The 23,514-nt window shown below is 47.3% G+C and carries 21 protein-coding genes, 1 tRNA gene and 2 pseudogenes; 11 read left to right on the top strand and 13 right to left on the bottom strand.

The genetic code is table 11. The features are described from left to right. Positions 1-389 precede the first annotated feature (389 nt). Both ACTHRH_RS12680 and ACTHRH_RS12675 read right to left on the bottom strand, forming a co-directional pair. Positions 390-704, bottom strand: coding sequence for a hypothetical protein (locus ACTHRH_RS12680; protein ID WP_144939602.1), 315 nt, complete (start codon positions 702-704; stop codon positions 390-392). A 148-nt stretch (positions 705-852) separates the two neighbouring features. Further along, the gene (locus ACTHRH_RS12675; RefSeq protein ID WP_144939604.1) at positions 853-2,112 is read right to left on the bottom strand and encodes a Gfo/Idh/MocA family protein; all 1,260 of its coding nucleotides are present in this window, start codon (positions 2,110-2,112) and stop codon (positions 853-855) included. A 270-nt stretch (positions 2,113-2,382) separates the two neighbouring features. On the opposite strand from ACTHRH_RS12675, the gene ACTHRH_RS12670 reads away from it, so the two are divergent. From ACTHRH_RS12670 to ACTHRH_RS12660, 3 genes are all read left to right on the top strand, one after another. Continuing rightward, on the top strand, positions 2,383-2,928 hold the full coding sequence (locus tag ACTHRH_RS12670) for a DUF1572 family protein (RefSeq protein WP_144939638.1): 546 nt from the start codon (positions 2,383-2,385) through the stop codon (positions 2,926-2,928). 131 nt (positions 2,929-3,059) lie between these two features. Beyond that, on the top strand, positions 3,060-3,575 hold the full coding sequence (locus ACTHRH_RS12665; protein ID WP_144939606.1) for an acyl-CoA thioesterase: 516 nt from the start codon (positions 3,060-3,062) through the stop codon (positions 3,573-3,575). Positions 3,576-3,701: 126 nt separating this feature from the next. After that, entirely contained in the window at positions 3,702-4,184 is a 483-nt protein-coding gene (locus ACTHRH_RS12660; RefSeq protein ID WP_144939608.1) for a hypothetical protein, read from the top strand. On the opposite strand, the gene ACTHRH_RS12655 is transcribed toward ACTHRH_RS12660, so the two are convergent. The 3 genes from ACTHRH_RS12655 to tdh all read right to left on the bottom strand — a co-directional run bounded on the left by ACTHRH_RS12655 (position 4,177) and on the right by tdh (position 7,290). Beyond that, positions 4,177-4,875 carry a glycoside hydrolase family 73 protein gene (locus ACTHRH_RS12655; RefSeq protein ID WP_144939610.1) on the bottom strand — a complete coding sequence of 233 codons (699 nt, stop codon included), beginning with the start codon at positions 4,873-4,875 and terminating at the stop codon, positions 4,177-4,179. The two genes, ACTHRH_RS12660 and ACTHRH_RS12655, sit on opposite strands and share 8 nt — an antisense overlap. 149 nt (positions 4,876-5,024) lie before the next feature. Then, entirely contained in the window at positions 5,025-6,194 is a 1,170-nt protein-coding gene (locus ACTHRH_RS12650; protein ID WP_150960003.1) for a glycine C-acetyltransferase, read from the bottom strand. A 58-nt stretch (positions 6,195-6,252) separates the two neighbouring features. Next, positions 6,253-7,290: an L-threonine 3-dehydrogenase gene (gene tdh, locus ACTHRH_RS12645; RefSeq protein WP_144939640.1), complete on the bottom strand. Its 1,038-nt coding sequence runs from the start codon at positions 7,288-7,290 to the stop codon at positions 6,253-6,255. Between the two features lie 347 nt (positions 7,291-7,637). On the opposite strand from tdh, the gene ACTHRH_RS12640 reads away from it, so the two are divergent. The 4 genes and pseudogenes from ACTHRH_RS12640 to ACTHRH_RS12625 all read left to right on the top strand — a co-directional run bounded on the left by ACTHRH_RS12640 (position 7,638) and on the right by ACTHRH_RS12625 (position 10,601). Further along, positions 7,638-8,192 carry a helix-turn-helix domain-containing protein gene (locus ACTHRH_RS12640; protein ID WP_144939613.1) on the top strand — a complete coding sequence of 185 codons (555 nt, stop codon included), beginning with the start codon at positions 7,638-7,640 and terminating at the stop codon, positions 8,190-8,192. 114 nt (positions 8,193-8,306) lie between these two features. Next, a pseudogene (locus ACTHRH_RS12635) lies at positions 8,307-8,912 on the top strand (MATE family efflux transporter); the annotation flags it as partial. An 836-nt stretch (positions 8,913-9,748) separates the two neighbouring features. Continuing rightward, positions 9,749-10,267 carry a DUF3231 family protein gene (locus ACTHRH_RS12630; RefSeq protein WP_440415834.1) on the top strand — a complete coding sequence of 173 codons (519 nt, stop codon included), beginning with the start codon at positions 9,749-9,751 and terminating at the stop codon, positions 10,265-10,267. Positions 10,268-10,292: 25 nt separating this feature from the next. Then, the gene (locus ACTHRH_RS12625) at positions 10,293-10,601 is read left to right on the top strand and encodes a WGxxGxxG family protein (RefSeq protein WP_144939619.1); all 309 of its coding nucleotides are present in this window, start codon (positions 10,293-10,295) and stop codon (positions 10,599-10,601) included. A 75-nt stretch (positions 10,602-10,676) separates the two neighbouring features. Here ACTHRH_RS12625 and ACTHRH_RS12620 read toward each other — a convergent pair whose 3' ends face one another. From ACTHRH_RS12620 to ACTHRH_RS12610, 3 genes are all read right to left on the bottom strand, one after another. Continuing rightward, positions 10,677-12,047, bottom strand: coding sequence for an ABC transporter substrate-binding protein (locus ACTHRH_RS12620; RefSeq protein ID WP_150960004.1), 1,371 nt, complete (start codon positions 12,045-12,047; stop codon positions 10,677-10,679). Between the two features lie 117 nt (positions 12,048-12,164). Beyond that, positions 12,165-12,989: a carbohydrate ABC transporter permease gene (locus ACTHRH_RS12615; RefSeq protein ID WP_144939622.1), complete on the bottom strand. Its 825-nt coding sequence runs from the start codon at positions 12,987-12,989 to the stop codon at positions 12,165-12,167. Continuing rightward, on the bottom strand, positions 12,986-13,891 hold the full coding sequence (locus ACTHRH_RS12610) for a carbohydrate ABC transporter permease (protein ID WP_144939642.1): 906 nt from the start codon (positions 13,889-13,891) through the stop codon (positions 12,986-12,988). The genes ACTHRH_RS12615 and ACTHRH_RS12610 overlap by 4 nt, the downstream gene beginning before the upstream one ends. 480 nt (positions 13,892-14,371) lie before the next feature. Between ACTHRH_RS12610 and ACTHRH_RS12605 the strand changes: the two genes are divergently transcribed. The 3 genes and pseudogenes from ACTHRH_RS12605 to ACTHRH_RS12595 all read left to right on the top strand — a co-directional run. Beyond that, entirely contained in the window at positions 14,372-16,036 is a 1,665-nt protein-coding gene (locus ACTHRH_RS12605; protein WP_144939624.1) for a glycerol-3-phosphate dehydrogenase/oxidase, read from the top strand. Between the two features lie 101 nt (positions 16,037-16,137). Further along, complete coding sequence (locus ACTHRH_RS12600) at positions 16,138-16,725, top strand: glycerol-3-phosphate responsive antiterminator (RefSeq protein WP_440415830.1); 588 nt, start codon at positions 16,138-16,140, stop codon at positions 16,723-16,725. A gap of 85 nt (positions 16,726-16,810) precedes the next feature. Further along, positions 16,811-17,262 (top strand): annotated as a pseudogene (locus tag ACTHRH_RS12595) (FGGY family carbohydrate kinase); the annotation flags it as partial. A 1,349-nt stretch (positions 17,263-18,611) separates the two neighbouring features. On the opposite strand, the gene ACTHRH_RS12590 reads toward ACTHRH_RS12595, so the two are convergent. Continuing rightward, a complete protein-coding gene (locus ACTHRH_RS12590) occupies positions 18,612-18,791 on the bottom strand; it encodes a hypothetical protein (protein ID WP_144939628.1) in 180 nt (59 codons plus the stop codon). A gap of 606 nt (positions 18,792-19,397) precedes the next feature. After that, positions 19,398-19,470, bottom strand: a tRNA-Val gene (locus tag ACTHRH_RS12585). Positions 19,471-20,286: 816 nt separating this feature from the next. On the opposite strand from ACTHRH_RS12585, the gene ACTHRH_RS12580 reads away from it, so the two are divergent. Beyond that, positions 20,287-20,643, top strand: coding sequence for a phage holin family protein (locus ACTHRH_RS12580; protein ID WP_144939630.1), 357 nt, complete (start codon positions 20,287-20,289; stop codon positions 20,641-20,643). Between the two features lie 43 nt (positions 20,644-20,686). Here the strand turns inward: ACTHRH_RS12580 and ACTHRH_RS12575 are convergent, their stop codons facing one another. From ACTHRH_RS12575 to ACTHRH_RS12565, 3 genes are all read right to left on the bottom strand, one after another. Next, entirely contained in the window at positions 20,687-20,878 is a 192-nt protein-coding gene (locus ACTHRH_RS12575) for a hypothetical protein (protein WP_144939632.1), read from the bottom strand. Between the two features lie 60 nt (positions 20,879-20,938). Further along, positions 20,939-21,820 (bottom strand): LysR family transcriptional regulator, encoded by an 882-nt coding sequence (locus tag ACTHRH_RS12570; protein ID WP_144939634.1) that lies wholly within the window; start codon positions 21,818-21,820, stop codon positions 20,939-20,941. Between the two features lie 574 nt (positions 21,821-22,394). Beyond that, the gene (locus ACTHRH_RS12565) at positions 22,395-23,252 is read right to left on the bottom strand and encodes an alpha/beta hydrolase family protein (protein ID WP_379289915.1); all 858 of its coding nucleotides are present in this window, start codon (positions 23,250-23,252) and stop codon (positions 22,395-22,397) included. Positions 23,253-23,514 lie beyond the last annotated feature (262 nt).

Genomic DNA, 23,514 nt, shown 5'->3' with positions numbered 1-23,514 from the left:
TGCGGGGAGCCCTGTAAATACCCCACAAAGTGACGTGGGACCTTCGAAGCGTATTCCGTCCGCACTCCAACGGAGTCGGCGTCTAGACCTTCTTCTAAACGCGGTCGCTCTTCTTGCTTTGCTTCGATAAAGGTTTGCACAGTACATTGCGGGGAGCCCTGTAAATACCCCACAAAGTGACGTGGGACCTTCGAAGCGTATTCCTGGTACTTTGCGGGGAGCCCCGGAAATTAAAATTCTGTTATGCTTATTTTTGCCAAAGGACCCACCTTGAAAACATTATGCCCCTATTTCCGATCCGCTAAACAAAGGAAACCGGTCCAGCCGGATGCCGATAGCTTCTTACGCTCTATATCCATAAAGCGAAATCGTTACAGCCAAGCTGCATTCTAGCGGACGCTTTCCTCGATGCAGCCTGAGGCCAGTCCGGTTTCTAGCAAATACCGGATAATCTGGTCCTTCTCTCCCGGCGTAAATTGAAACTCGCTATCGCAGCCCTCATCCAGTACTATGATCTGAACAATCATGCGGTCGGAATTACAGATGACCAGCCCGCTCGGATCGGACAGACCTTCGGGCAATACCGTGCCTTCTTCCCATTCCAGCTTTAAGTAAATATCTATCCATGGAGGCCGCTCCTCCACGGTAGGAGTAAAACCGGTGAAGCGAATTTCCTGCCAGACGGATGCTCCATATGGAATCATAGTTATTTTCTCTCCCTTTATAGTTTTCCTTATCTTAAGGTAACCTTGCTCTCGAAATCAATAATGAGCTAAGCCGATGGGGACAACACGGCAATAGAAAAGAGGCCTATCGCGAAGGATACGCCTCTCATCCGTTTAAACCGGGATATCATGAGTTCATAAGCTGTTTTGCATATTCGGACAGATCAATTGATTTACCGTTATTTAACCGGGATTCCTCTGCGGCGAACGCCATCAGGTGGCTGCGTACGGATGCGGAAGCCGAAGTAAGGCTTTCTCCCCCGCTGCCGTAGCTTCTCACCTCCTGCAGGAAGCTGCGGACGATGCCGGAATCTCCTCCGCCATGTCCGGTTATCTGCGGAGGGATCGTAATCTGTGTTTCCTCATGGGTAACAAAGTCGGAAACCGTAATCTTATCCTGAAAACCGCGCAGTTCTCCCTTCGTCCCCATTATTTGAATAATCCGTTCCTGATGACGGGTAAATCCGCACATGCTGAACATCGCGGTAGCCCCATTCGCAAATTCCATGTTAACTACCTGGTGATCGACCACGTTATTGTCGCTTTTATAGACGCAGCGGCCATAGGGAGTTTCCTTCAAGCCCCGAACGATATTCTCGCGGGTCAGCTCCTCGGTGAAATGGCGGGCCCAAGCCTTGCCTTCTCCTAAATAGAAACGCGGAGCCGAATACGGGCATGTCGATTCCACCGCACATCCGTTAATACAATAATCCGTTGATCCTTCGGGAGCGTTGCCGGAGTGAAAATGCATCAAGGAGCCGAATGAGCTCACCCGGACGCACGGCTGATCCATCAGCCAGGACAGAACGTCCATATCATGGCAGGATTTGGCCAGAATCATGGGGCTGGACTTCTCCGAATGATTCCAGTTGCCCCTGACGAAGCTGTGGGCAATATGCCAGTAACCTACATTCTCGTTAAGCTGTATTGAAACCACCTGGCCGATTCTTCCTTCCTGCAGAAGGCGTTTAATCGTCGACCAGAAAGGAGTGTATCGTAAAACGTGACAAATGGTCAGAAGCCGGTCGTTGTCGGCGGCCGCCCTCTCCATTTCAAGGCATTCGCGCGGATCGGGAGACATCGGCTTTTCGAGCAGCACATGGTATTTCGCCGCCAACGCCTTAAGCGTAGGATGATAGTGCATCCGGTCCTGGGTACAGATGAATGCGGTGTCCGCAAGCTTCGGCTGCTTAAGCAAATCTTCCCAGGTTTCATAGCAGCGGTCCTCCGGAATTCCGTGTTCTTCCGCAAACTTGGCCCTTCTGACCGGATTCGCCTCCGCTACCGCTACGAATTTGAGCTCATGAGGAAAATCGAGAGCATAGGGAGCATATCCCTGAGCACCTCTCGCGCCGGCTCCAATCAATACTGCAGTGATCAGTTTCATAATCAGTTCTCTCCCTGTAATCAGTCTACTTGGGGAACGATTAAAGCGCTTTCGTTCCGGTTCACATTTGCTATAACCATTACAACATTAACTATAGCATAGTTTCATTCATTTGTTGTTTGTTGTCCGTCGGATAAATCAATTCTCAATTTCCGCGAACGGAGTAATTTCCGTCTCGGCCAAGGGATATGCATTATGCTTTGCCGCGGCAAAAGCGCTGTGTTAAAGTCAAATTAGAGTCCGTTATTTTAGATGGAGGTGCTTCTTGTGATGGAATCTAAACCGCTCACCGTGGGCAACGTATTTCTAAAGGAATCGATCCAGGCTTTCAAGAGTATGAAAACCAACGGAGATAAAGCAATCGCCCAGCTTACCGACGATGAATTGCATTGGCTGCCCGACCCTGAATCCAACAATGTATGCATCATCGTCAAGCATATGTATGGAAATATGCTTTCCCGGTTTACCGATTTTCTGACTGCAGACGGCGAGAAGCCGGACCGGAACCGGGACGAGGAATTCATCGCCCGCCAGGAAGACAAGGAACAGCTCACAAGCATGTGGGAGCAAGGCTGGGCAGCGGTCTTCCGTGCCCTGGAAGAGCTGACGGAAGATGATTTGCTCAAGACCGTTTATATCCGCAATGAACCGCATACGGTCATCCAGGCAATCCAGCGTCAAGTTTCCCATTACGGCTATCATATCGGACAAATCGTTTTTCTCGCTAAAATGATCAAATCCTCCGAATGGCAAACGTTGTCGATTCCAAAAGGAGGCTCGCGGCAATTCAACGAGCAGATGATGAAGCGGGAGTAGTTTCCTTGCTACCGCTTCTGGGCCCTTCCAGCACCTCTTCTGCCGGTAAGCGGGGCTTCTGGTATCTCGGAACAACTTAAAGCCCGCCTCTTACCTTAAAACGACTATACCAACCAGATCAAGGAGAATGAATGATGAATGCTAAACCAGTTAAACAGTCCCGTACAGTCCTGTCCAGTTATGTGCTTCCGCCGGATACCAACAACCATCATACCTTGTTCGGCGGCAAGCTGATGGCTTACATTGACGACGTAGCAGCCCGGGCCGCCATGCGCCACTCCAGACGTCCGGTCGTCACCGCTTCAACAGATTCGATTGATTTTCTTCAGCCAATCCGGGTAGACAACGAAGTATCGCTGGAAGCCTTCGTAACCTGGGCCGGACGGACATCGATGGAGGTCTTTGTCAAAGTGCTTACGGAGGACCTACACACCGGGGAAAGAATGGTCTGTGCCACTTCATTTTTAACGTATGTCGCTCTGGGAGACGATGGCCGGCCGACGGAGGTTCCCAAGGCCATCCCGGAGACCCCGCAGGAGAAGCTGCTGCATGACTCCGCTCCCGCCCGCGCGGAAGCGCGCAGCAAGCGCCGGATCGAAAGCAAGCAGCTGGCCGAAACATTCGGCATTTCATTTCCTTGGGAGTAGCTTTTTCTTCCTTTCCAGTGGACTATTTTCATTAGGACAACATATTCTTGTAGTAAATGTCTGCTGGGAAAGGGGTTCTGACCATGAGACCGCTAGGGAATCTCCCGGCTATGCGGAATGCTTCTGATGGAGGCTTCCGGAGACCGTTATGCGCTGGGGGTGATCCGGATGCTTCTTAATCCGTTCGATTCATCCCTGGACACGATTTCCTTTTTCCTGGAAGCCAACCGGGGGAAACTGCTTGCACTCTCCGTCATTCTCACCTTTTTCTTCTATTTATGGTATTCATCCAACAAGAACCGTAACGTTCGCAAGATGAGAGCTACTTTTGAACGTACCGGTTTGTTTGTCAAAATCGATCGAGGCAAGCGAACCGTCAAGCTGTTTCCTGCCCTGATCCGCTTCAGCGAGAAAATCGATGATGAGTACTATGTCTTTGAATACGAATTGAGGCCGGGAATGGCCCTGCACCAGTTCGAAGACAAGAAGAAATTTTTCGAGGCAGCTTTCAATGCCAAGGCGATCGTTAACGGCAAAGGAGGCTGGCTGGAAATTAAAATCCACAAAACACCTTATACCGGCATTTCCTCGAGCCAGCGCACTATATAACTCCTCTTCTCTTCAGAATGGTCAATAATCGGTAGAAATCGTAGCTGCCATTCAAGGGCGTATCGATTAATCGGGACTGAACGGCTCTCTCCACGGCCTCCTTAGCCCATTCGGGAATTTCCGTCATGGCCAGCGCTTGCCGTAACGTTTGCAGCCGGGCTTGGAGCGCTTGCTTCCGTTGCTCCAATTGTTGAAGCCGCTCCTGCCATTCCTTCCGCAGCTGTACGGCCTCTTCGTCATAGCGGCCCAAACCGTAAGAGGCCATCAGCATCTTCAGCTTTACGGCATAATTCGGATCGGTCGCATATCCCGACATATACAGCATATCCGCCTGCTCCTCGGGATTTTCGGCTTCCCTGACGCGCCGATATCTGTCCTTCTCGAAGAGGAGATCCTGATCCCTATATCCGTCCTCTATGCTGTCATAAGCCCGAAAATCGGCAGGAACGCGATCCTGTCTGGTCCCGTCGTAGACCTCCCAGGTAAGCTTCCTTACCGATTTTCCCTGCCAATAAGGGGTTATGGCCCCTCCCCCAACCTTGTATCCGACCAAATTATTCCACGGATTTATCGTGCCTCCGGTTTCCAATATCGATTGGGCAATCCGGACGGACGGAAAAATCGGCGAGCCCTCGGCCCGCAATTGCACGGCTATAGGAGCGATTCGCTTAATAAATTGTTCTCTCGTCACCCTCTCATCCCCCCTTGATTCGCAAATAACTTTCCTATTACTTGCTTATTCAACTTCCCAGGGGGCCGTTCCGTATAGATCACGGAGGACGTTAGCCGCTTTTCCAGAGCATTTCTTGCAGTATAAGTATCATTCCCGGGCCGCCGCCGTTAAATCAGGCCGAAATCCCGACCGGCCTTCTGCAGCCGGTCAAGGGCAAACTGCAGATCCTCCATCGTATGCATGGCGGTTACGATAAAACGCACCCGTCCTTTATCCATCGGGACCGTCGGATAAACGATCCCTTGAGCGAAAATTCCTTCCTGCAGCATTCGATCCGAAAACTGCATCGTTCGTTTCGGGTCGCCGATGATCACCGGAATGATCGGTGTCTCGCTGCTTCCGGTGTCGAAGCCCATTTGCTTCAGACTCATTCGGAAATAAGTCGCGTTCGCCCATAATCGTTCGATCAAATCTTCGCTCCGCTGCAGGATACGGATCGCGGCGAGGCAGGCTGCCGCAACCGAAGGCGGCTGGGATGTGCTGAACAGGAACGGCCTGGCCTTGTGAATCAGATAATCCTTAAGCACCTGCTCCCCGGCCATGTAGCCTCCGACGGCACCAACCGCTTTGGACAGCGTTCCGACTTGAATGTGCACTCGACCGTGCAGCGAAAAATGATCCGTGGAGCCTTTGCCGTTCCTGCCTAATACCCCGCTGGCATGAGCATCGTCTACATAAACGATCGCCCCATACTTCTCCGCCAGCTCAACAATGCCGGGAAGCGGAGCAATATCCCCATCCATGCTGAATACCCCGTCGGTCACGACGACCTTACGGCGGTAGGACCCTGACGTCTGCAAAATAGCTTCCAGTTGATTCAAATCCTTATGTGCATAAATACTCCGCTTTGCCTTGGTCAACCGGATGCCGTCGATGATGCTGGCATGATTTAATTCATCACTGATGACCAGATCCTGATCGCTCAGAATCGAGCCCAATATTCCCAGGTTGGCGGTGAAGCCCGATTGGAACACCAGGGTCGCGGGTGTCCCCTTGAATTTGGCCAACTCCTCCTCCAGTTGATCATGAATATCGAGAGTACCTGTAATCGTCCGGACCGAACCGCTGCCTGCTCCATAGCGTTCCAGCGCCTGTCTGGCCGCCTCCTTCATCTCGGGATGTCCGGTCAGCCCCAAATAATTGTTGGACGACATCTGCAGGATTTTCCGGCCGTTCAGCGTCATCCACGTTCCCGGCGCACTATCCCAAACCGTCAGCGGCCTGTATCTTCCTTCCTCCTTAATCTTCGTCAGCTCTTGCTCGAAACTGGAATACATCCTCTTCCCCTCCCAGGATTTCGTATTCATATAATTCCATTAGAAAAACAGCCGGCTCTTACCCCTCATGGAGAAATACAACCTTCCCGCATTGTCCGGAACGGACCAGCTCGAACGCTTCCTCGTATTGCTCCAGCTTGAACGTATGCGTCACCAACGGCTGAAGATCGATTCTTCCGCTGTCCAGCAGACCCTTCATCTGGTACCAGGTATCATACATTCGTCTTCCGGTGATACCTTCCACCCGCAGCCCTTTAAAAATGATGCTTTGGGCTAAATTGATAGGCACCTCCTTGGTCGGAATTCCGAGAAGCGAGACCCGGCCGGCATTGGCGACGGCGGACAGAGCCTCCCGAATCGCTCCCGGATGGCCTGACATCTCCAGAAGCACCTCCACTCCTTCCCCATCCGTCAAACTGCGTATCGGATCGGCAAAATCGGGGTTTTCCAGACTGTTAAGCACGATATCCGCTCCCATTTGCTTGGCCAGCTTTAATCTGTATCCGTTTACATCTACCGCAAAGATGGTTCCGGCTCCGCATGCCTTGGCTACAGCTATCGCCATTAATCCGATGGGGCCTGCTCCGACTATGGCCACACTTTTTCCAACGATGCTCCCGGCCAGTACGGTATGAACCGCATTGCCCAACGGATCCTGCAGACATGCTGTCTTAAGCGGCAGGTCCGGGTGATTATGAATGACATGGCTGGCGGGAACGACCGTATATTCGGCAAAGCACCCGGGAACGGTAATCCCGAAGCTTCTTGTTCGCGTACATACGTGCGCGTTTCCCGTCCGGCAAGCCCGGCATACTCCGCAAACGAAATGGCCTTCCGAGGTCACATAGTCACCGGGCTTAACGTTCGTTACCTCGCTTCCGACTTGTTCAACCACCCCCGCATATTCATGACCGAACACGTTAGGAACCGCCACGGTATTCCTCGCCCATTCATCCCAGTTGTAAATATGGAGATCGGTCCCGCATATCGAACTGGCCTGCACCCTAATTAGCACTTCATCGCGTCCGCAGACGGGTACCGGAACTTTGGCAAGAGAAGCTCCCGGGCCTGGTCTATCCTTTACTAAAGCCTCCATCTGTTTCACAGAACATCCCTCCTCCCTCTTTGGAAAATGGAATAATAAGGACATTGACCTTGTTTGTTATATTATACAAATATGTGTTATATTGAACAACTCTTTTTTTACTTTTATTTTTAGATTATGCACAGAGAGGTATTAATCCCTTGGCGATTTGCCTTCGAGAGTGGAAAACTTAACGGCTTGCTTGCTTTTTTTCTATTTTTTTGCGAATGGATTGTGTATAATGGGGGCGATTCGTATATTCGGGCTGAGGAGGATTTGCGAAGCGGAGCTTCCGCCGGAAGCCTGAAATTGAAGCAATAGCTATAGAAAGATGCGGCATAGGAGAGGCTGAACAGCTTATGGAACAAATTCATATTAAAGTTGGAAGAAATTTGCATCGAATTCGTAAAGCCCGGGGCTTGAGCCTGGACAAGGTGGCGGAAGTCACCGGCGTCAGTAAAGCTATGCTGGCACAAATAGAACGGGGCGATACTAATCCGACGATTTCCATTCTCTGGAAAATCGCGACCGGGCTCAAAATTTCATTCACTACCCTGGTGGAAGAAGAATCGCCCGAAATTTCAGTCGTCCGCACGGAAGCTCTCGAACCTTTTCTTTCTGAAGAGGGAGCTTATCGGACTTACCCGTTATTCCCATTCAATTCCGCCAAACAATTTGAAGTATATTCCGTGGAAATTGACCCCGGGTGTGTACATCCATCGGAGCCCCACAATGAAGGGGTGGAGGAATGGATTCTCGTGTTCGAAGGGAACTTGGAAGTCGAAATCGAAAATGAATCCTTCCAAGTCTGCGCCCACAGCGCGATTCATTTTCCCGCCGATCGGCCGCACGTCTACCGGAACCTGGCTCCAACCGTCACACGGTTCCATGTTATTATTCATTACCCGAACTGAACCGGGAGCACGTCTTGAGACTATGTATGCTCAATGGGTCATATAAGCCTGCTGATATATTATACGTGTTATATTCCGAATCACCCCATTTTCTATAAATTATAAAAAAGGCTGGAAACCGGGATTTTTGCCGCGGTCACTCTGCTGATGAGCAACTTTAATACGATTACGATAGCCGCGCATCAGGCCGCGATTAATTTTGCGTCTTTTCTGTACATGGTGCCTTTGAGCATTTCAATGGGGCTAACCATTCTGGTAGGCTTCGAAGTCGGCGCACGAAGGGTAGCGGACGCCCGGCAGTACAGCTACATCGGAATCGCCATGGCCGTTATCATGTCCGCTCTGTGCGCGATTGCCTTGTTCATCTTTAATAAACAAGCAGCCGGCCTTTACTCGAACGATTCGGCCGTCATTGAGCTGACCAAGCAATTCCTGTACTTCGCCATCTTCTTCCAGCTTTCCGACGCCATCGCGGCGCCGATTCAGGGAGCTCTTCGCGGATATAAGGACGTTAACGTTACCTTCATAGTCGCATTGATCTCTTTCTGGGTCATCGGGCTGCCGACGGGTTACTTGCTAGCCAATTATACATCGCTTGGGGCGTTTGGCTACTGGATCGGATTAATTTCGGGGCTGGCTATGGGAGCCGTCTGTCTTCTCTTGAGGCTCCTGCATGTTCAAAGAAAAACCGGGCGGACCGCGGTTTCTAACCATGTTTAAGTTTCTTCTTCCGCAATCTTTTCAACATCATCCCCACCAAAAAAGGCGTCACGGAACCAGGCAAAGACAGACCTGAATCCGTGACGCTTTTGAAATTATAACTCCACTTTCGCAGCTTGAGATCGCCTGATCCTTTTAATTTTGTTGATTAGGCAATTTAGAGATTCATTGCTTAAGTTGATGCAGATATTACTTTGTGATTTCCGCCGTCTGATCCGGTCTCTGTTTTTCATCACGTACTTGAGGCTTGATCGGGATTCCGGGGAATCAGCCGCTCCACGTTGTCTAACGGTTGCCATGGTTGTTAATTCGCTGATTTTATCCATTTTCAAAATCTAACGGTTGCAGGTGATGTTATTTCAATGTTTTCCATAGATTTGAGAGGAAAAAGACACCTATAGCGGCGATGGCAACCGTTACAATTTCTGAGCATGCATTATTGCGGGAATAACAACTGTAGCAACCGTTACAGCTTTAGCTACCGCTGCTGTTTACAACGCTCCCCCCTTGAGCAAACGAAACGATGTTCACTATTATGCAATCTCTATAAACGAGCTTATCTTTTGTTCATCACATCAACCTGAAAAGCCGATTTTCCCCTGCGAAAGTTGAGTTTATAAGACAAAGGCATAACAAGTTCACACGCGCTTCTTCTCCTTCCACCTCTGACTCAATGATTCCCATATTCGAACGCAGACCAAAAGTGGCTGACAAGCTATTTGGCAACAGTGAGGTACATCACCAATAATTATAGCCGTTCTGACTAATAGGCATAATAATCAAGAAAACGGGAAATATAATGATGGATTACCACCAAATCACAAGGAGCTGTTACCGTGGGCATATTAAGCGGAAATCCGAAAGAAGAGCCCCTTCATTACGGCGAAATTTATGATGTGTGGTCGTTTTCAATGAAGGCCAAAGGCTGCAGTTCAGTCTATCGAGCTTACTCTTTCCACGCAGGAGACAAAGACTTAAAAGCGATTTTGAATGATTTAATCGGACAGGCAGAGTTGGAAGCTAAAGAATGTGACGCCATTCTAACGAACAACGATATTGTGCCTTCCCCAGCACTGCCTGAAAGGCCCGAGGCCAAGCTTGCTGATATTCCTATGGGCGCAAGAATTAGCGACCAGGAAATCGCAGCTCTTGTCGCAGCAGACAACGTAGCAAGTATGGTTGCTTGCAGCCAAATTATGGGCAAGTCCATCAGAGAAGATATTGGAGCATTATTTGCTAAATATCACGCGACCAAAACAGCTTTAGGTCTCAGAATTCTTGAGATGAATAAGGCAAAAGGCTGGTTGGTCCCGCCACCGCTGCAAATAAAAAGACCTGAGCCCGTTAATGCTTAAAACACGAAAGGAGAAAAAACTGACCATGAAAAAATTAACTGCAATTACGCTGATCGCTGTTTTGATTCTAAGCTTCTCTTCGTATGCCTTCGCGGCAGATATGATTCCAACGAATGCGCGTATTATAAATACGGCAACCAACGGAAACGCGAATAACAATAACAACGGAACTATGAATGCCAATAACAACGGAACCATGAATAACTGGAATGGAAATAATAATACCAGGGCCTTCGCTGATAACAATAATAGAAATAATTGGGGATGGCTGGGCCTTCTCGGTTTGATCGGTCTTGCCGGTTTAAGAAACAGAACAAGAGAAGTTGAGAAATAAGGGCTCAAATCCAGTCAACCCCCTCCTTAGAGATCATCAGGAGGGGGTTGACTAACGGACAATGCGCCAACGCTATTATTTCACTGTTTTATTATACTGTTGGATTTTGGATGTTATCTCTTTGGTTGCGGCATCCAAGGCGTCTTGCGGCGACTTCTTGTTGTTAAGCACCTCTTCGATCGCTCCCTCGACGATTTGTCTCGCTTCCGGGAAGACGCCCATAACAGCGCCTCGAGTTGCCGTATTCAGCTTCGTATTATGCAACTGATCGATCGCAGTCTTGAACTGAGGGAACTTAACCAGATTTTCCTTCACGCTTTCCTCCTCATATGCTTTGATCGTGATCGGGAAGTACCCTGTGTTAATATGCCAATAAGCTTGCTCCTTCGGCGAGGTCAGGTATTTGATGAAGTCCCAGGCCGCTTTCTGTACTTCTTCCGAACGGTCATTCATCATCCATAAGCTGGCTCCGCCGACGATGACGCCGCCTTCTTTGGCATCAGCCGGTTTCGGAAGCGGAGCGGTTCCGACTTCGAATTTACCGCTGTTCGTATCGACGATCCCCTTCAGAGCAGCCGTAGAATCCAGAATCATCGCCACTTGTTCAGCAGCAAATGCCTTTTTGGAATCATCGGTTTTACGCCCCAAGTTGTTGGCAGCCCCCGTATCGATTAAATCTTTCCACCAAGTCAGTACTTTTACGCCTGCCTCCGAATTTACAAGGGATTCGGTGGCCATGGAATCGCGGCCATTACCGTTGTTCACATAGTCTGCGCCTTGGTTCGCAAAGAACTGCTCCATAAACCAGCCATAGATCGCGAAGTTTGCGCCGACGGCTTTACCTTTCTTGGAGATGATATTTGCCGCTTCTTTCAATTCTTCGAACGTTGTCGGCGGTTTTTCGGGGTCCAGGCCAGCGTCTTTAAACAGGTTTTTGTTGTAGTAAAGGATCGGATTTGACGTATTGAACGGCATCGAGTAAAGCTTGCCGTCAAACGTATAGTAGCCCGCAATGTTAGGCTCGAGTTGAGATACATCCCAATGATCTTGATCAATGAACGTTTGCATTGGCGTAACGGTGCCGGAATCGATCATAAAGCGGCTGCCGATCTCATACATTTGCACGACAGCAGGACCTTCGTTCGACCCCATCGACGTCTTTAATTTGCTGAGCAGATCATCATAGCTTCCCTGAAAAATCGCCTCGACCTCCACCTTGTCTTGAGAAGCATTATAATTAGCGACCATTTGATCAACGACCTTGGTATTAGCCCCGCCCATCGCATGCCAGAAGATGACCTTCGTTTTGCCGCCTGCTGCCTGGCCTCCCGACTGGGTGCCTTCCGGCTTCTTGCTTTCCGTTCCTCCTCCCATATTCACGTTGCATGCAGATAGGAAAATCATCATGATGACCAGACATAAGCCTAGTACTTTTCTTTTCTTCATCTTCCAATCCCCTTTCTTCGTTCCATTCATTTTTGGTAAGAAACGTTCCCTCTCAATAAAGATCGTTTCTTCTCTATGACAAGTCCGTTTTATGAACAGACGCATCACCATGTTCAGCTAACCTTTTACTGCACCTGCGGTAATCCCCCGAACCAATTGTTTCACACCGAGAGCCAGCAAGATGAACGAGGGCAGCAGAACGAGTGTCACACCCGCCAGGATCAGGTTCCAGGACATGACTTCAGCAAATTGCAGCATGGCGACCCCGATCTGGACCGTTCGCATGGACGGCGAGTTCGTGATGAGCAGCGGCCATAAATAATGGTTCCAGTGGGTTAGAAATACGTAAACCGCGAGAGTAGCCAGTGCCGGGCGAGACAGCGGAAGCACAATGGAGAAAAAGTTTCTGAGATGACCGCATCCGTCTATTCTGGCGGCGTCGAACAGCTCATGAGGCAGTTGCAGGAAAAACTGGCGAAGCAGGAACACCCCGAACGCTCCGGCCATAAAAGGCACGACCAACCCTTGATAGGTATCCATCCAGCCTAAATCTTTAATCAATAAATAATTCGGAATGATCGTAACTTCCCATGGAATCATCATCGTCGATAAGAAGAGCGTGAACAGAATGGATTTGCCCTTAAAATTCAAAAATGAAAAAGCGTATGCGGAAAGACTGGATGTAAGAACCTGGCTCAACATAATCGCTGTAGATACAATAAAACTGTTCAAGATAAAGCGAACGATCGGAAACGTTTGAACCACATTGCTAAAATTCCCTAAATAAAGTTGGGATGGAATTAATGGCGGCGGAAAAGCATTCGCTTCCTTCTCGGTCATGAAGGATGACAAAACCGTGAAGATAAGCGGATACAAGACCGCGAGGGCCAGCAATATGAGTAAGATATATAAGAGGGTATGGGTAAGTCTTCTCGCGATCATTGGTAATGCACCTTCCTTTCCAGTACCAGGAATTGAAACAAAGTGAGCGCCAAAATAATGATGAACAGCACTAACGCTTGCGCGCTACCTATTCCGAATCGGAAGTTAATAAACGCATCCTGGTAGATGGAGTACACGATGACATTGGTTGAATTCACCGGGCCGCCTTTGGTTAAGATATGAATTTGTCCGAAAGCCTGAAACGCATTAATCACCGATACGATCAAGGCAAAAAATAAAGTCGGCGACAGCAAAGGCAGAACGATTCGAATGAAAGTCCGGACCGGACCGGAACCGTCTATTTTAGCGCTTTCAAAAAGTTCATCCGGAACCCCCTGAAGACCGCTGGACAATACAATATACAGAAAACCCATATTCATCCAAATAGTCATAATCGAGATGGAGATCAAGGCCCAGGACGGATCGGTTAGCCAAGGAATCGGGCTGACATTGATCAAACTGAGAAAATAGTTCAGCATGCCGGCAGTCGGATGAAAGAGCAGGAACCAAATAATGGATCCCGTACCAACCGATATGACGATCGGCAATGAAAATATAAACTGAAAAATTTTCATGCCTTTTAATTTGTTATTGGTAATCGCCGCCAAAAACAGCGACCATATAATCGAGGTCGGTACTGTAAATAAAATAAACAGCAATGTTACCCTCAGATTGGAATAAAACTGACCGGTCGTAAGCAAATCAATGAAATTCTCCAGACCGACAAACTCTGCGACCCGTCCGCGCGGATCCGTAATAGTCATACTCAGATAAAATGATCTCAACATGGGGTAAAACAGAAAGACAATAAATAGAAATATGGACGGTGCCAGAAAGATATAAGCTAAAATATTTTCTCCTGCTTTCTTTTTTTTGACCCAAGAAATTTTATTATTTGTCATCGGATGAATCACGGTTTCATTTGCAGACATGTGTCAAGCCCCTTTCTTCATCATTTTGGAGTGTTCTTCACATCATTAAATAAATCAAACTCAAGATGTGAAGCGCTTACAAGTCATATGAAGCTTTAAAGTTTTTCAGCCTATCCTCCCTCTAAAGTCAATAAAAAAGAAGACCAGAAACGTACCCATACTAAAAGATGTATGAGGTATGAAACGGTCATCTCCAAGTCAAAACCAACTATTAACTTAATTTTGAGTATATTATATAAAATTGCATAAATCAATACTGTAAAAAAACTTGTATAGGACTGCCCTATAAAACTGATCCGGCGCCTATTGAAAAATACTCAAAATTAGCCTATGATATAAGAAAGTTAAAAATTGGTCGGAGATTATGAGGGGACCGCAACTGTCCATCGCTAGCCGCGATGGACTTGTTGCGGTCCTTTCATGTTCTTCTGAAAGGATGTTCAGTAAATCATGAAGAATTCGTTCTCTAGTCTTGCCCGTAATGAACTCCTTCAACAGCTTGAGGCAGAGAAGTATGATTTGCTCGCCATTGGCGGCGGAGTGACAGGCGCTGGAATCGCTCTGGACAGTGCTGTCCGGGGGATGAAAGTTGCCTTGATCGAGATGCAGGATTTTGCCGCCGGCACAAGCAGCCGATCCACCAAGCTGGTTCATGGGGGTCTCCGCTATCTTAAGCAGGGTGAGATCGGGTTGGTGCGTGAAGTTGGCCGCGAGCGTGCGATTGTATATGAGAACGCTCGCCATATCGTGACGCCGGAATGGATGCTGATGCCTATTATTAAGGGCGGCACCTACGGCAAACTGATGGCCTCCATCGGAATTTATGTTTATGACTGGCTCGCCGGCGTAAAGAAGGAAGAGCGAAGAAAAATGCTGTCCAAAGAAGAAACGTTGGCGAAAGAGCCGCTTCTGCGAAAGGATGGCCTAATTGGCGGCGGATATTATGTCGAGTATCGAACGGATGATGCCCGCTTAACGATTGAAATTCTGAAAGCCGCTGTTCAGCGCGGCGCTACTGCGATCAATTATGTGAAAGCGGAGAATTTCCTCTATGACATCAATCGTAAGATTTACGGCGTGAAAGCAAAGGATCTCCACAGCGGCCGGGAAATCACGATCCAAGCATCGAAGATCGTCAATGCCGCAGGTCCGTGGGTCGATACGCTTCGCGAACTGGACGGCTCCAAGCAAGGCAAACGGCTGCATTTGACCAAAGGCGTACATCTCGTCGTTGATCAATCACGCTTTCCTTTGCGCCAGGCGGTCTATTTCGACACCCCGGATAAACGAATGGTTTTTGCCATACCTCGTGACGGCAAAACATATATTGGTACAACAGATACGGATTATGACGGCAATCTGGAGCATCCGCGGATGACAACAGAGGATCGCGATTACATTTTGAAATGTGCCAACAGCATGTTCCCTTCTATTGCGCTTAAGCCGGAGGATGTGGAATCCAGCTGGGCCGGTTTGCGTCCGCTCATCCATGAAGACGGCAAATCTCCATCCGAGCTTTCGCGCAAGGATGAAATCTTCATCTCGGATTCAGGTCTCATTACGATCGCAGGAGGCAAGCTTACCGGCTACCGCAAAATGGCCGAGCGCATTGTCGATCTGGTTGCGAGCCAACTATCGGATGAAACCGGGCGAATCTATCCGCCTTGCAGCACCGATAAGGTCACGCTGGCCGGCGGAGATTTCGGCGGAAGCTTCGACCGCTTCGTAGACGAAAAAGTCCGCTATGCCAAACAGTTGGGTGTGCCGGAACAAGCCGCTTCCCGATGGGTTCTTCGTTACGGAACTAATATTAACAAAGTATTTGAATTGATGGAAAAGGAAGAAACAAAGCAAACAGCTGAAAGTCTCCAACTTGAACCTGTTGTGCTGGCAGGATTAATGTACGGAATTCAAGAAGAAATGGTCACAAGACCGGCAGACTTTATCAATCGCCGCTCCTCAGCCGTTAACTTCGATCATCAGCGGGCACAGGCCTGGGTTCGGCCGGTCGTAGTTTATATGAGCCAACTGTTCGAATGGGATGAATCGCAGATTGCCCAATTTGAGGAGGAAGCCAACCAAGCTCTGCGATTTGCCAAAGAAGCCGTTCAATAGCAGGCTCCGGCTATATGATGGCGATTTGATATAATGAATTATGTACCATTCGTCTTGCTGAAGAGAGTCGACGAGAGAAAAATGCGGAAGGGGGCCATCCGTTGGTTTTTATTCAACAGCCTATTATGCCGGCAGTCAGACAGATGAAAGATTTTGAGATTCTGCTATCCAGCAATTATGAATATATCATTATGCTGGACATCCATCTTGCCAGGCTAAAGTCGATCTTTCAACTGGCCAATCAACATGGCAAAAAGCTTTTTTTGCACGCGGATTTAATCCAGGGCTTGCATAATGATCAATACGGCACTGAATTTCTTTGTCAGGAATTTAAACCTTATGGATTGCTGTCAACGAAAGCGAACGTCATCCTTAAGGCGAAGGAAAAAGGCGTGATCGCCATTCAGCGTATTTTTTTGATCGACAACAACGCTCTTTCCAAAAGCTATGCTTTGCTGGAAAAGACAAAGCCGGATTTCATCGAAGTTTTGCCGGCTGCCGTGCTGATGATGACCAAAGAAGTCATGGCACAGTGGAAATTGCAAATCCCTATACTTGCAGGCGGATTTATCCGAACTATCGAAGATGTGGAGACAGCTTTAAAACTCGGTGCCGTTACCGTCACCACCTCCAATCGCGAACTGTGGAAGCATTATGAACCGCCTGCATCAGCCAAGGCCAAGAAGTGATCAACATGGATTCATACATTTTAGCATTGGATCAGGGTACGATCAGTTACCGCGCCATTTTGTTTATTCATGTGAGGCAGCAGGAGTCGAGGGTGCAGGGTCAAAGGCCAAGTACGGTGAATTGCTGTTTGGTACAATCGATTCCTGGCTCGTCTGAAAACTGACGGAAGGCAAAGCTCATGTCACCGATTATTCCAATGCCTCCCGCACGTTAATGTGTGACTTCCATGAGTTGAAGTGGGATGACGAATGACTGGACATATTGACGTTCCAAAATCCATGCTGCCGGAGGTTTGTTCATCATCGGAAGTTTACGCCTATACGGCTCCTTCCCTCTTCTCTGGCAAGGAAATCCCCCTTGCCGACATTGCAGGTGATCAGCCGGCAGCACTGTTCGGGCAAGCATGCTTCTCAGAAGCAATGGCCAAGAACAACTATAGTACCAACTGTTTCATGCTCATGAATACAGGAGAACAGGCCGTCGCATCCGAACATGGCTTGCTGACGACCATTGTCTGGGGACTGAACGGCAAGGTCTACTAATGCGCTGGATCATATGAAAACGATTACTTCATAATCATAAATTACGAAAATTCCATCAATCACTGAAGAAAGGCTGTTCCCTTCACAAAAAATAACGTGAATAGGAACAGCCTTTCTTTGTCAAACCTAAAATTCCAATGGAATCCACAGCCTTATAACTTTATAACTTTATAACTTTATAACTTTATAACTTGATACCTCAACTTTCGCAGACTCAGATTGACGGGGAAAATCCCAAAAATATAATAGGGTCTTGACAGAAAAACACCCCTTTGTTTGGTAAAATGGAAGTGTCAATTAACCACTCCAAACAAAGAAAGGTGTGTAGCTTTATGCTACACCAAAATTTTAAATCACAGCTATTTTGCATGGCGTCCATTTTTATTGGCACTAAGCCTGAAAATCGTGCTTCATTTTGATCTGTTAGAGGAAAGTCATCCGGATGATGGCCCGGAAGTAGAATAAAAAACCGCTTCCCGCGCCTCCGCTTGGGCTGCGTCCTCCACCGAGCTTAAAATATTTCTTATCCATCGTCCCGATGGATAACCCTGCCGGCTTACACAAACTTCTTGACGCTACCTTCATTAGTATGAAAATTGAAACTAAATGGATTTCATACAGTTATATTTCTATATTCTGGAGAAATAGGAATATTAAATGGAAAATCTACAGTTAGTTTGCGCCAAAACAGCCGTTTCGCCCAAAGTTGCCCACTCTAACTGTAATTTATCCAGTTAGTTTGATCATTTTCGCCCATCCGCTTGAATCTACCTGTACAAAATACAGTTAGACGTGCCATTCCATTACAAAGGCACCAGCAGACGGTGAAATAGACGGATTTTCAAGGTAGTAGATTGAAAGTTCATCATCAATTCTGCATCCTCCTCATGGCTCTCGGTCTGTGCATAAATATATGCCTTGAAATATGGTGTTATATCGCTGTTTCTGGCACATCGACATAGAGCTTGCCTAATTGAGAACTGTGTAACTTCGTTTGTCTCGCGTTTCAACCTTACCCTCCTTAACGATATTATGGAAGATGGACTGTAGCATCGAGAATGAAAAAAGGACCGGACATCCCATGTGCATGCAAGCACACAAGATTTTCCGGTCCTCCCTTGATATATCTATCTACTGTTATAATTATATTTTGATTAAGTTATGCAAATCTAGTATTTTTGTGGGGTGAAAGCTTTCCCTGACTCTATTATATAACTTATGGCGATTTGGATGTCAAACATAATGCATAAAATTTTTACTTAAGGCACTGCTTAGGCAGGTCCTTTTTCCTATGTGAGCAGGTTTTTAGAAGCATCTGGTCGAATATTAAGAGTTATTTGTCATTAGCCACTTTCATTGACGGTCTTTTCGGAACTGACAGTGACGGGCGCCAACTCGAGGATGGTGATGATCTGACGGACACTGCGACCCGGATGCTCCTGCTTCAAGGCAATGGCCTTGTGCAGCACATCATCGGCGATCTCGCGCGATTGCAGTTTGTCTGCACGCGGTGCTGGAAGCAATGCTTCCCATCCACCCTACCGGTAAGCTTGGACATACCGTTCCAAGGTAAGTGTGAATAAGCAGGCTCACTCTTTTAGTCTGGCCATCTGGGGCTGTGTAGACGTGGCTTGCGATCTCTCGCATAAGCGCCGTTTGCTCACCGTTCACAGACGTGTCGCATTTCGGACATAGCCAACGATAAATCGGGATGCGGAGATATTCGGTTTTGCCGGCAACGTAACGGTAATACCTGCCATGTTTATGTAGTCGATGACCGCAGTTCTCACAACACAGTGTTACATTCGGCCCGCTGTCTTTGTAATTACGTAAATAGGCCTTGCAAGATCGGCCAAAAGATAGTATTTTGTACATGAAGATCATTGTTACTGAATGCTCCCGGGGTCCTCATTCAACACTCCCATGTAAGAGGTTAGCGTTCTGGGGGAAATGTTGCGATATTATTTTTAAATTCCTCTAAGCTGAATTTCAGCAAAATAAAAACCACTACCTTACCAATTTAGAATCAATAAGATAATGGTTATAGGAAACGAAAAAGGGTTTGGACAAGACTACCATTTTTCGTAATGGTAGTAAAATCGTCCAAACCCTTGATCTTATTGTACTTATGACCTGAACAGGGATCGAACCTGTGACCTCTACCCTGTCAAGATAGCGCTCTCCCAGCTGAGCTATCAGGTCATGTGATTTCAGTGACAATTAATATAATACCAAGTAAAAATGGAACTGTCAACTAATTTTTCTGTTTTTTTATTTCCTTCTGAAATGTTCCTCCGGCGTAGAACAACCTGATTGAAACCGGCACAGGTAATGAGCGTATTACTATACGCGAAGATAACGCTTAGGACACGGATGATCACAAGTCCGTGGCTCCATAATAACTATATATCGGGCAAAGGATTGGGATGAACATATTGGTTTTGATGCTGGGCCATCCGTTCGTGCAAATGTTAAGCCAGTATGAATGGGCGAAATTTTCTTATTCGCTAATGTAGATTTAAGCCAATATGTCAACGGGACTTCGCTTCATCCGAATGACAAAGCTGCTCTTCTATCGGCATTTTGCCGGCTATTTATGCGATGTTTCATTTCATTTCCAGGCTATTCTTTACAGAGCAGGATGTGGCGGGGAAACATTTCACTCCAACGTGTGTGAAGGAGTATCGGTCAAACAAAATGCATTTTCTTACGAAACCTGGAAACGTTATTCGGCCAAAACATAGCTATTCCATTTTCTTACGAAACTCCATATCGCTATTGACCAAAAAAAGAAGGCCATGGAGCAGGATTTCTCCCAAATAACGATTGTGAGTTTCGTTATAATTGAAATGGTATCGTTTTTAAGACAATAACGTTACCCAGATTCGTTAGCGAGATTGAAACCGGACGGGAGCCGGGCAGATGACCAGTTAGTTATTCCGAAGGTAGAAAATCAAGCACTGATTTTTGAAATTGAGCCAAAACCATAACTCTATTTAACGAATTGGGGAGGATAGAATGAGAAATCTTATCAATTTACTTGTCACCTTAGCCGTATTTTGGGTCGGAAGCGAGTATTTCTCCGAATATGTCGCCATCTCCGACTTGCAGACTTTGATCATTGCTTCTTTATTTATGTTTGTTATAGGCTACTTATTTAATTTCTTGCTGATCGTATCCTTCGCTGCGATACCTCTGGGTGTCGGATGCGTGACGACCCCGTTATTGCTTCTGGCTTCGGTAGTGCTGACCCCGATCAAGCTGTGGCTGCTGGATACTTATTTAACCGGATTTGAAATTAACGGTTTCTGGACTTATGTGATTCTAACCATCGTGTTAAGCTTGTTTTCGGTAGGAAAGCAATCCCAGAGATAACTATCTCTGGGGCTTCATAGTCCTGTATTGGCGCGCGCTCGGATCAGACGATCCGAAATTCGTTACAGGCTTTGTCATAACGGGCTCCATTAATGATGACGGCATCGGAGGCAACCCATTGAATCGCCCCTCCATCATCCATGCAATAACCTTTCTGCCAGACGGAAACCGTCCGGCCGGCTTTCATCGCCCTCTCGAAATCATCCTCATTCCGCAGTTTATACCCGCTTATCATGCTATCGCCTCCCAGGGTTAGATTACCCACCTGCGAGTACGATTATATCCGGCTCTAGGATTACGGCAGCATATCCATAAAGGTCTGTCCGGCAGAGGATAACGGAACCTCCTTCAGCACGGCTATCCCGATCTTCCGCGGAGGAATCGGCTTCTTCAGACGAATCTCCAGCAGCTCCCCTCTTCTCAGCTCGTCCTCAACGAAATTCCGAATCACACAAGCTATTCCCAATCCGATTCGGGCAAACTGGGTTAGCAAATCGATGCTTCCAAGCTCGATCTCGGGATAAATCTCCTTCCCGTTCTCTTCTGCATACCGATCGATATAACGACGGATGCTGCTTCCCTGCTCAAGCATTATAATGGGATGAGATAGCAGCGTGTCCAAAGAGACGGGACCGCTCTCCGCCAGCTCCCGATAGGAGCTCCCGGCTACGAAACAATCCTGCAGCTCCAGGCTCTCCCGAATCGTTACCTGCTTATCTTCCAGAGGAAGGTTGACAACGGCCAGATCGACCTTCCCCCGCTTCAGCAGCTCTATCGATTCCCTGGACGTGCGGTTGGTCACTTTGATTTTAATATCGGGATGATTTTGATGGAAAGCTTCGACATAAGGCAGCAGATAATATTTGCACAGCGTATCGCTGGCCCCGATTTTTATTTCCCCGCTCAACAGATTATGCATAGCGGCGATCTGCTTTTCTCCTGTCATTATGAAATGATATGCCTGCTCAATATACTTGAACAGCACCTCCCCTTCCGCCGTTAATTTAACGCCTTTGGGAGTACGAAAGAATAATCTTCCCCCCAGACGGGTTTCTAATTGCTTGATCGAATAGCTGACCGCCGGCTGAGTGATGAAAAGCTCTTCCGCCGCCTTGGATAAGCTGCCGGTAATAGCGGTAAAATAAAAAGCGCGGTACCACTCCATATTTTCAACCAAGACATAAAACCCCCTTTATATTATATATAAATAATATTAATATTTTTTATAATGATTATACAAAAATTATATTGGAGCTTCCGGCAAAAATCAATAAAAAAGCTCCTAATGAACTACTCGAAGACGAATAACCCGGTATTAGAGGAAGCTTTTTATGCCAATTAGAAACTGGTTATATTAATGCTCTAATGAACTTCAAACTTTTTACAAAAAGACACAGCCGCAGCTGTGCCTTGACGTGTGACTTTAAGAACCTGTAACTACCTTGAAAATCCGTCTATTTTACCGTCTGCAGGCATCGTTGCAAGCGGAATGGCGCGTCTAACTGTATTTTGTACAGGTAGATTCAAGCGAATGGGCGAAAATGATCAAACTAACTGGATAAACTACAGTTAAAATGGGCAACTTTGGGCGAAACGGCTGTTTTGGCGCAAACTAGCTGTAGGTTTTCCAGTTAGTTTCCATATTTCTTCCGAATATAGAAATCTAACTGTATGAAATCCATTTAGTTTTCAAATTTCACACTATTGAAGCAATTCAACTCTATTCTACCTTAAATATCCATCCATTTTCATCATCTGATGGTGCCGCGGTCAGCGGCATGGGGGTCTAATTTCATAATCCAATCACTACTTACCCGCAGGGCCTCCTCCAAAGGTTCTGACGTGCCCTGGAAAGGATGGACCACATTAAAGGCATGCGTTCCTCCCTCGACCCTATGCCATTCAATGTCCGGACGGGCTTGCAGCAGCTTCTTGGATCCCTCTACCAGACGCGCATAATCTTCCGTCCCCTGAACCAAAAGAATCGGAAGCCGGGAGCCTTTGGCTCGGCCCACGATATCGTATCGGTCCGCATTCCTCTCCATATCGTCTAATATTTCTTTAGACAGCGGCATCTGTTGGCCGGTGCGGGCGTTAACCACATACCCTATTCCGTTGGCATTTATTTGTTCCTTTACTTTATGTTCGAAAAAGTCCGGATGGGTAATTCCGTTCCAACTGACCACACCCGAGATTCGATCCGGATGATCCAAAGCGTAAATTAATGCGACTCCGGCCCCCCGGCTATGTCCCAGCACAAATAGCCGCGCTGTCTGGGGCCGCTTCTCTTCAGGAAACAAACCGTCCCGAACGGCATGAACGACAAAATCCAAATCCTCCAATTCCCTGGAGTAAGTATTGAGTGCAAACTTATCCAACTCCGTGAAATCCGTCCCATTCTCACCGATTCCATTGTGGGAAAAATTAAATACGATCACATCAAGCTTGTGCGAAAGCTTCTTGCCTATATAAGGAAAGAAGCCCCAATCTTTAAACCCTTTGAAACCGTGACAAACGAGAAGCGTTCCCACAGATTCGCGCTCTGCAGGGTAAAAATCGGCCCGTATCTTCCGATCAGCAGCCATCGACCATTCTATAGAAACAGACAAGAAACTCCCTCCCTATATAAAATTAAACATGCACTTCCTCTCAAGTATAAAATGATGTCTTGATCTCAGGCAACTGAACTACACACTGCACGTCCATCCTCTACGGGGAATAACAAGGATAAACGGCTTACGCCACCCCTTTGAATAGCTTAATGAAGCTTAAACTTTCTAGTGAAAAAAAAAAACTACGGCTGACCAATTAACTAACAAGGATTTCCAATGACCTTCGTCGAAGTATTTTTTACATACTTTGACGGAGGTT

This window comes from Paenibacillus sp. SAFN-117 (assembly GCF_051966115.1).
Taxonomy (GTDB): Bacteria; Bacillota; Bacilli; order Paenibacillales; family NBRC-103111; genus Paenibacillus_L; species Paenibacillus_L residui.
Note: the sequence above shows the minus strand (reverse complement) of the source record. Positions and strands in the feature narration are given on the sequence as shown.

Coding starts and splice junctions, on each gene's coding strand:
- ACTHRH_RS12610 (WP_144939642.1), bottom strand. CDS start 13,891: ATGACAAATAATAAAATTTCTTGGGTCAAAAAAAAGAAAGCAGGAGAA.
- ACTHRH_RS12680 (WP_144939602.1), bottom strand. CDS start 704: ATGATTCCATATGGAGCATCCGTCTGGCAGGAAATTCGCTTCACCGGT.
- ACTHRH_RS12580 (WP_144939630.1), top strand. CDS start 20,287: ATGAGAAATCTTATCAATTTACTTGTCACCTTAGCCGTATTTTGGGTC.
- ACTHRH_RS12660 (WP_144939608.1), top strand. CDS start 3,702: ATGGAGGCTTCCGGAGACCGTTATGCGCTGGGGGTGATCCGGATGCTT.
- ACTHRH_RS12575 (WP_144939632.1), bottom strand. CDS start 20,878: ATGATAAGCGGGTATAAACTGCGGAATGAGGATGATTTCGAGAGGGCG.
- ACTHRH_RS12620 (WP_150960004.1), bottom strand. CDS start 12,047: ATGAAGAAAAGAAAAGTACTAGGCTTATGTCTGGTCATCATGATGATT.
- ACTHRH_RS12670 (WP_144939638.1), top strand. CDS start 2,383: ATGGAATCTAAACCGCTCACCGTGGGCAACGTATTTCTAAAGGAATCG.
- ACTHRH_RS12605 (WP_144939624.1), top strand. CDS start 14,372: ATGAAGAATTCGTTCTCTAGTCTTGCCCGTAATGAACTCCTTCAACAG.
- ACTHRH_RS12650 (WP_150960003.1), bottom strand. CDS start 6,194: ATGTATTCCAGTTTCGAGCAAGAGCTGACGAAGATTAAGGAGGAAGGA.
- tdh (WP_144939640.1), bottom strand. CDS start 7,290: ATGGAGGCTTTAGTAAAGGATAGACCAGGCCCGGGAGCTTCTCTTGCC.
- ACTHRH_RS12625 (WP_144939619.1), top strand. CDS start 10,293: ATGAAAAAATTAACTGCAATTACGCTGATCGCTGTTTTGATTCTAAGC.
- ACTHRH_RS12640 (WP_144939613.1), top strand. CDS start 7,638: ATGGAACAAATTCATATTAAAGTTGGAAGAAATTTGCATCGAATTCGT.
- ACTHRH_RS12675 (WP_144939604.1), bottom strand. CDS start 2,112: ATGAAACTGATCACTGCAGTATTGATTGGAGCCGGCGCGAGAGGTGCT.
- ACTHRH_RS12665 (WP_144939606.1), top strand. CDS start 3,060: ATGATGAATGCTAAACCAGTTAAACAGTCCCGTACAGTCCTGTCCAGT.
- ACTHRH_RS12615 (WP_144939622.1), bottom strand. CDS start 12,989: ATGATCGCGAGAAGACTTACCCATACCCTCTTATATATCTTACTCATA.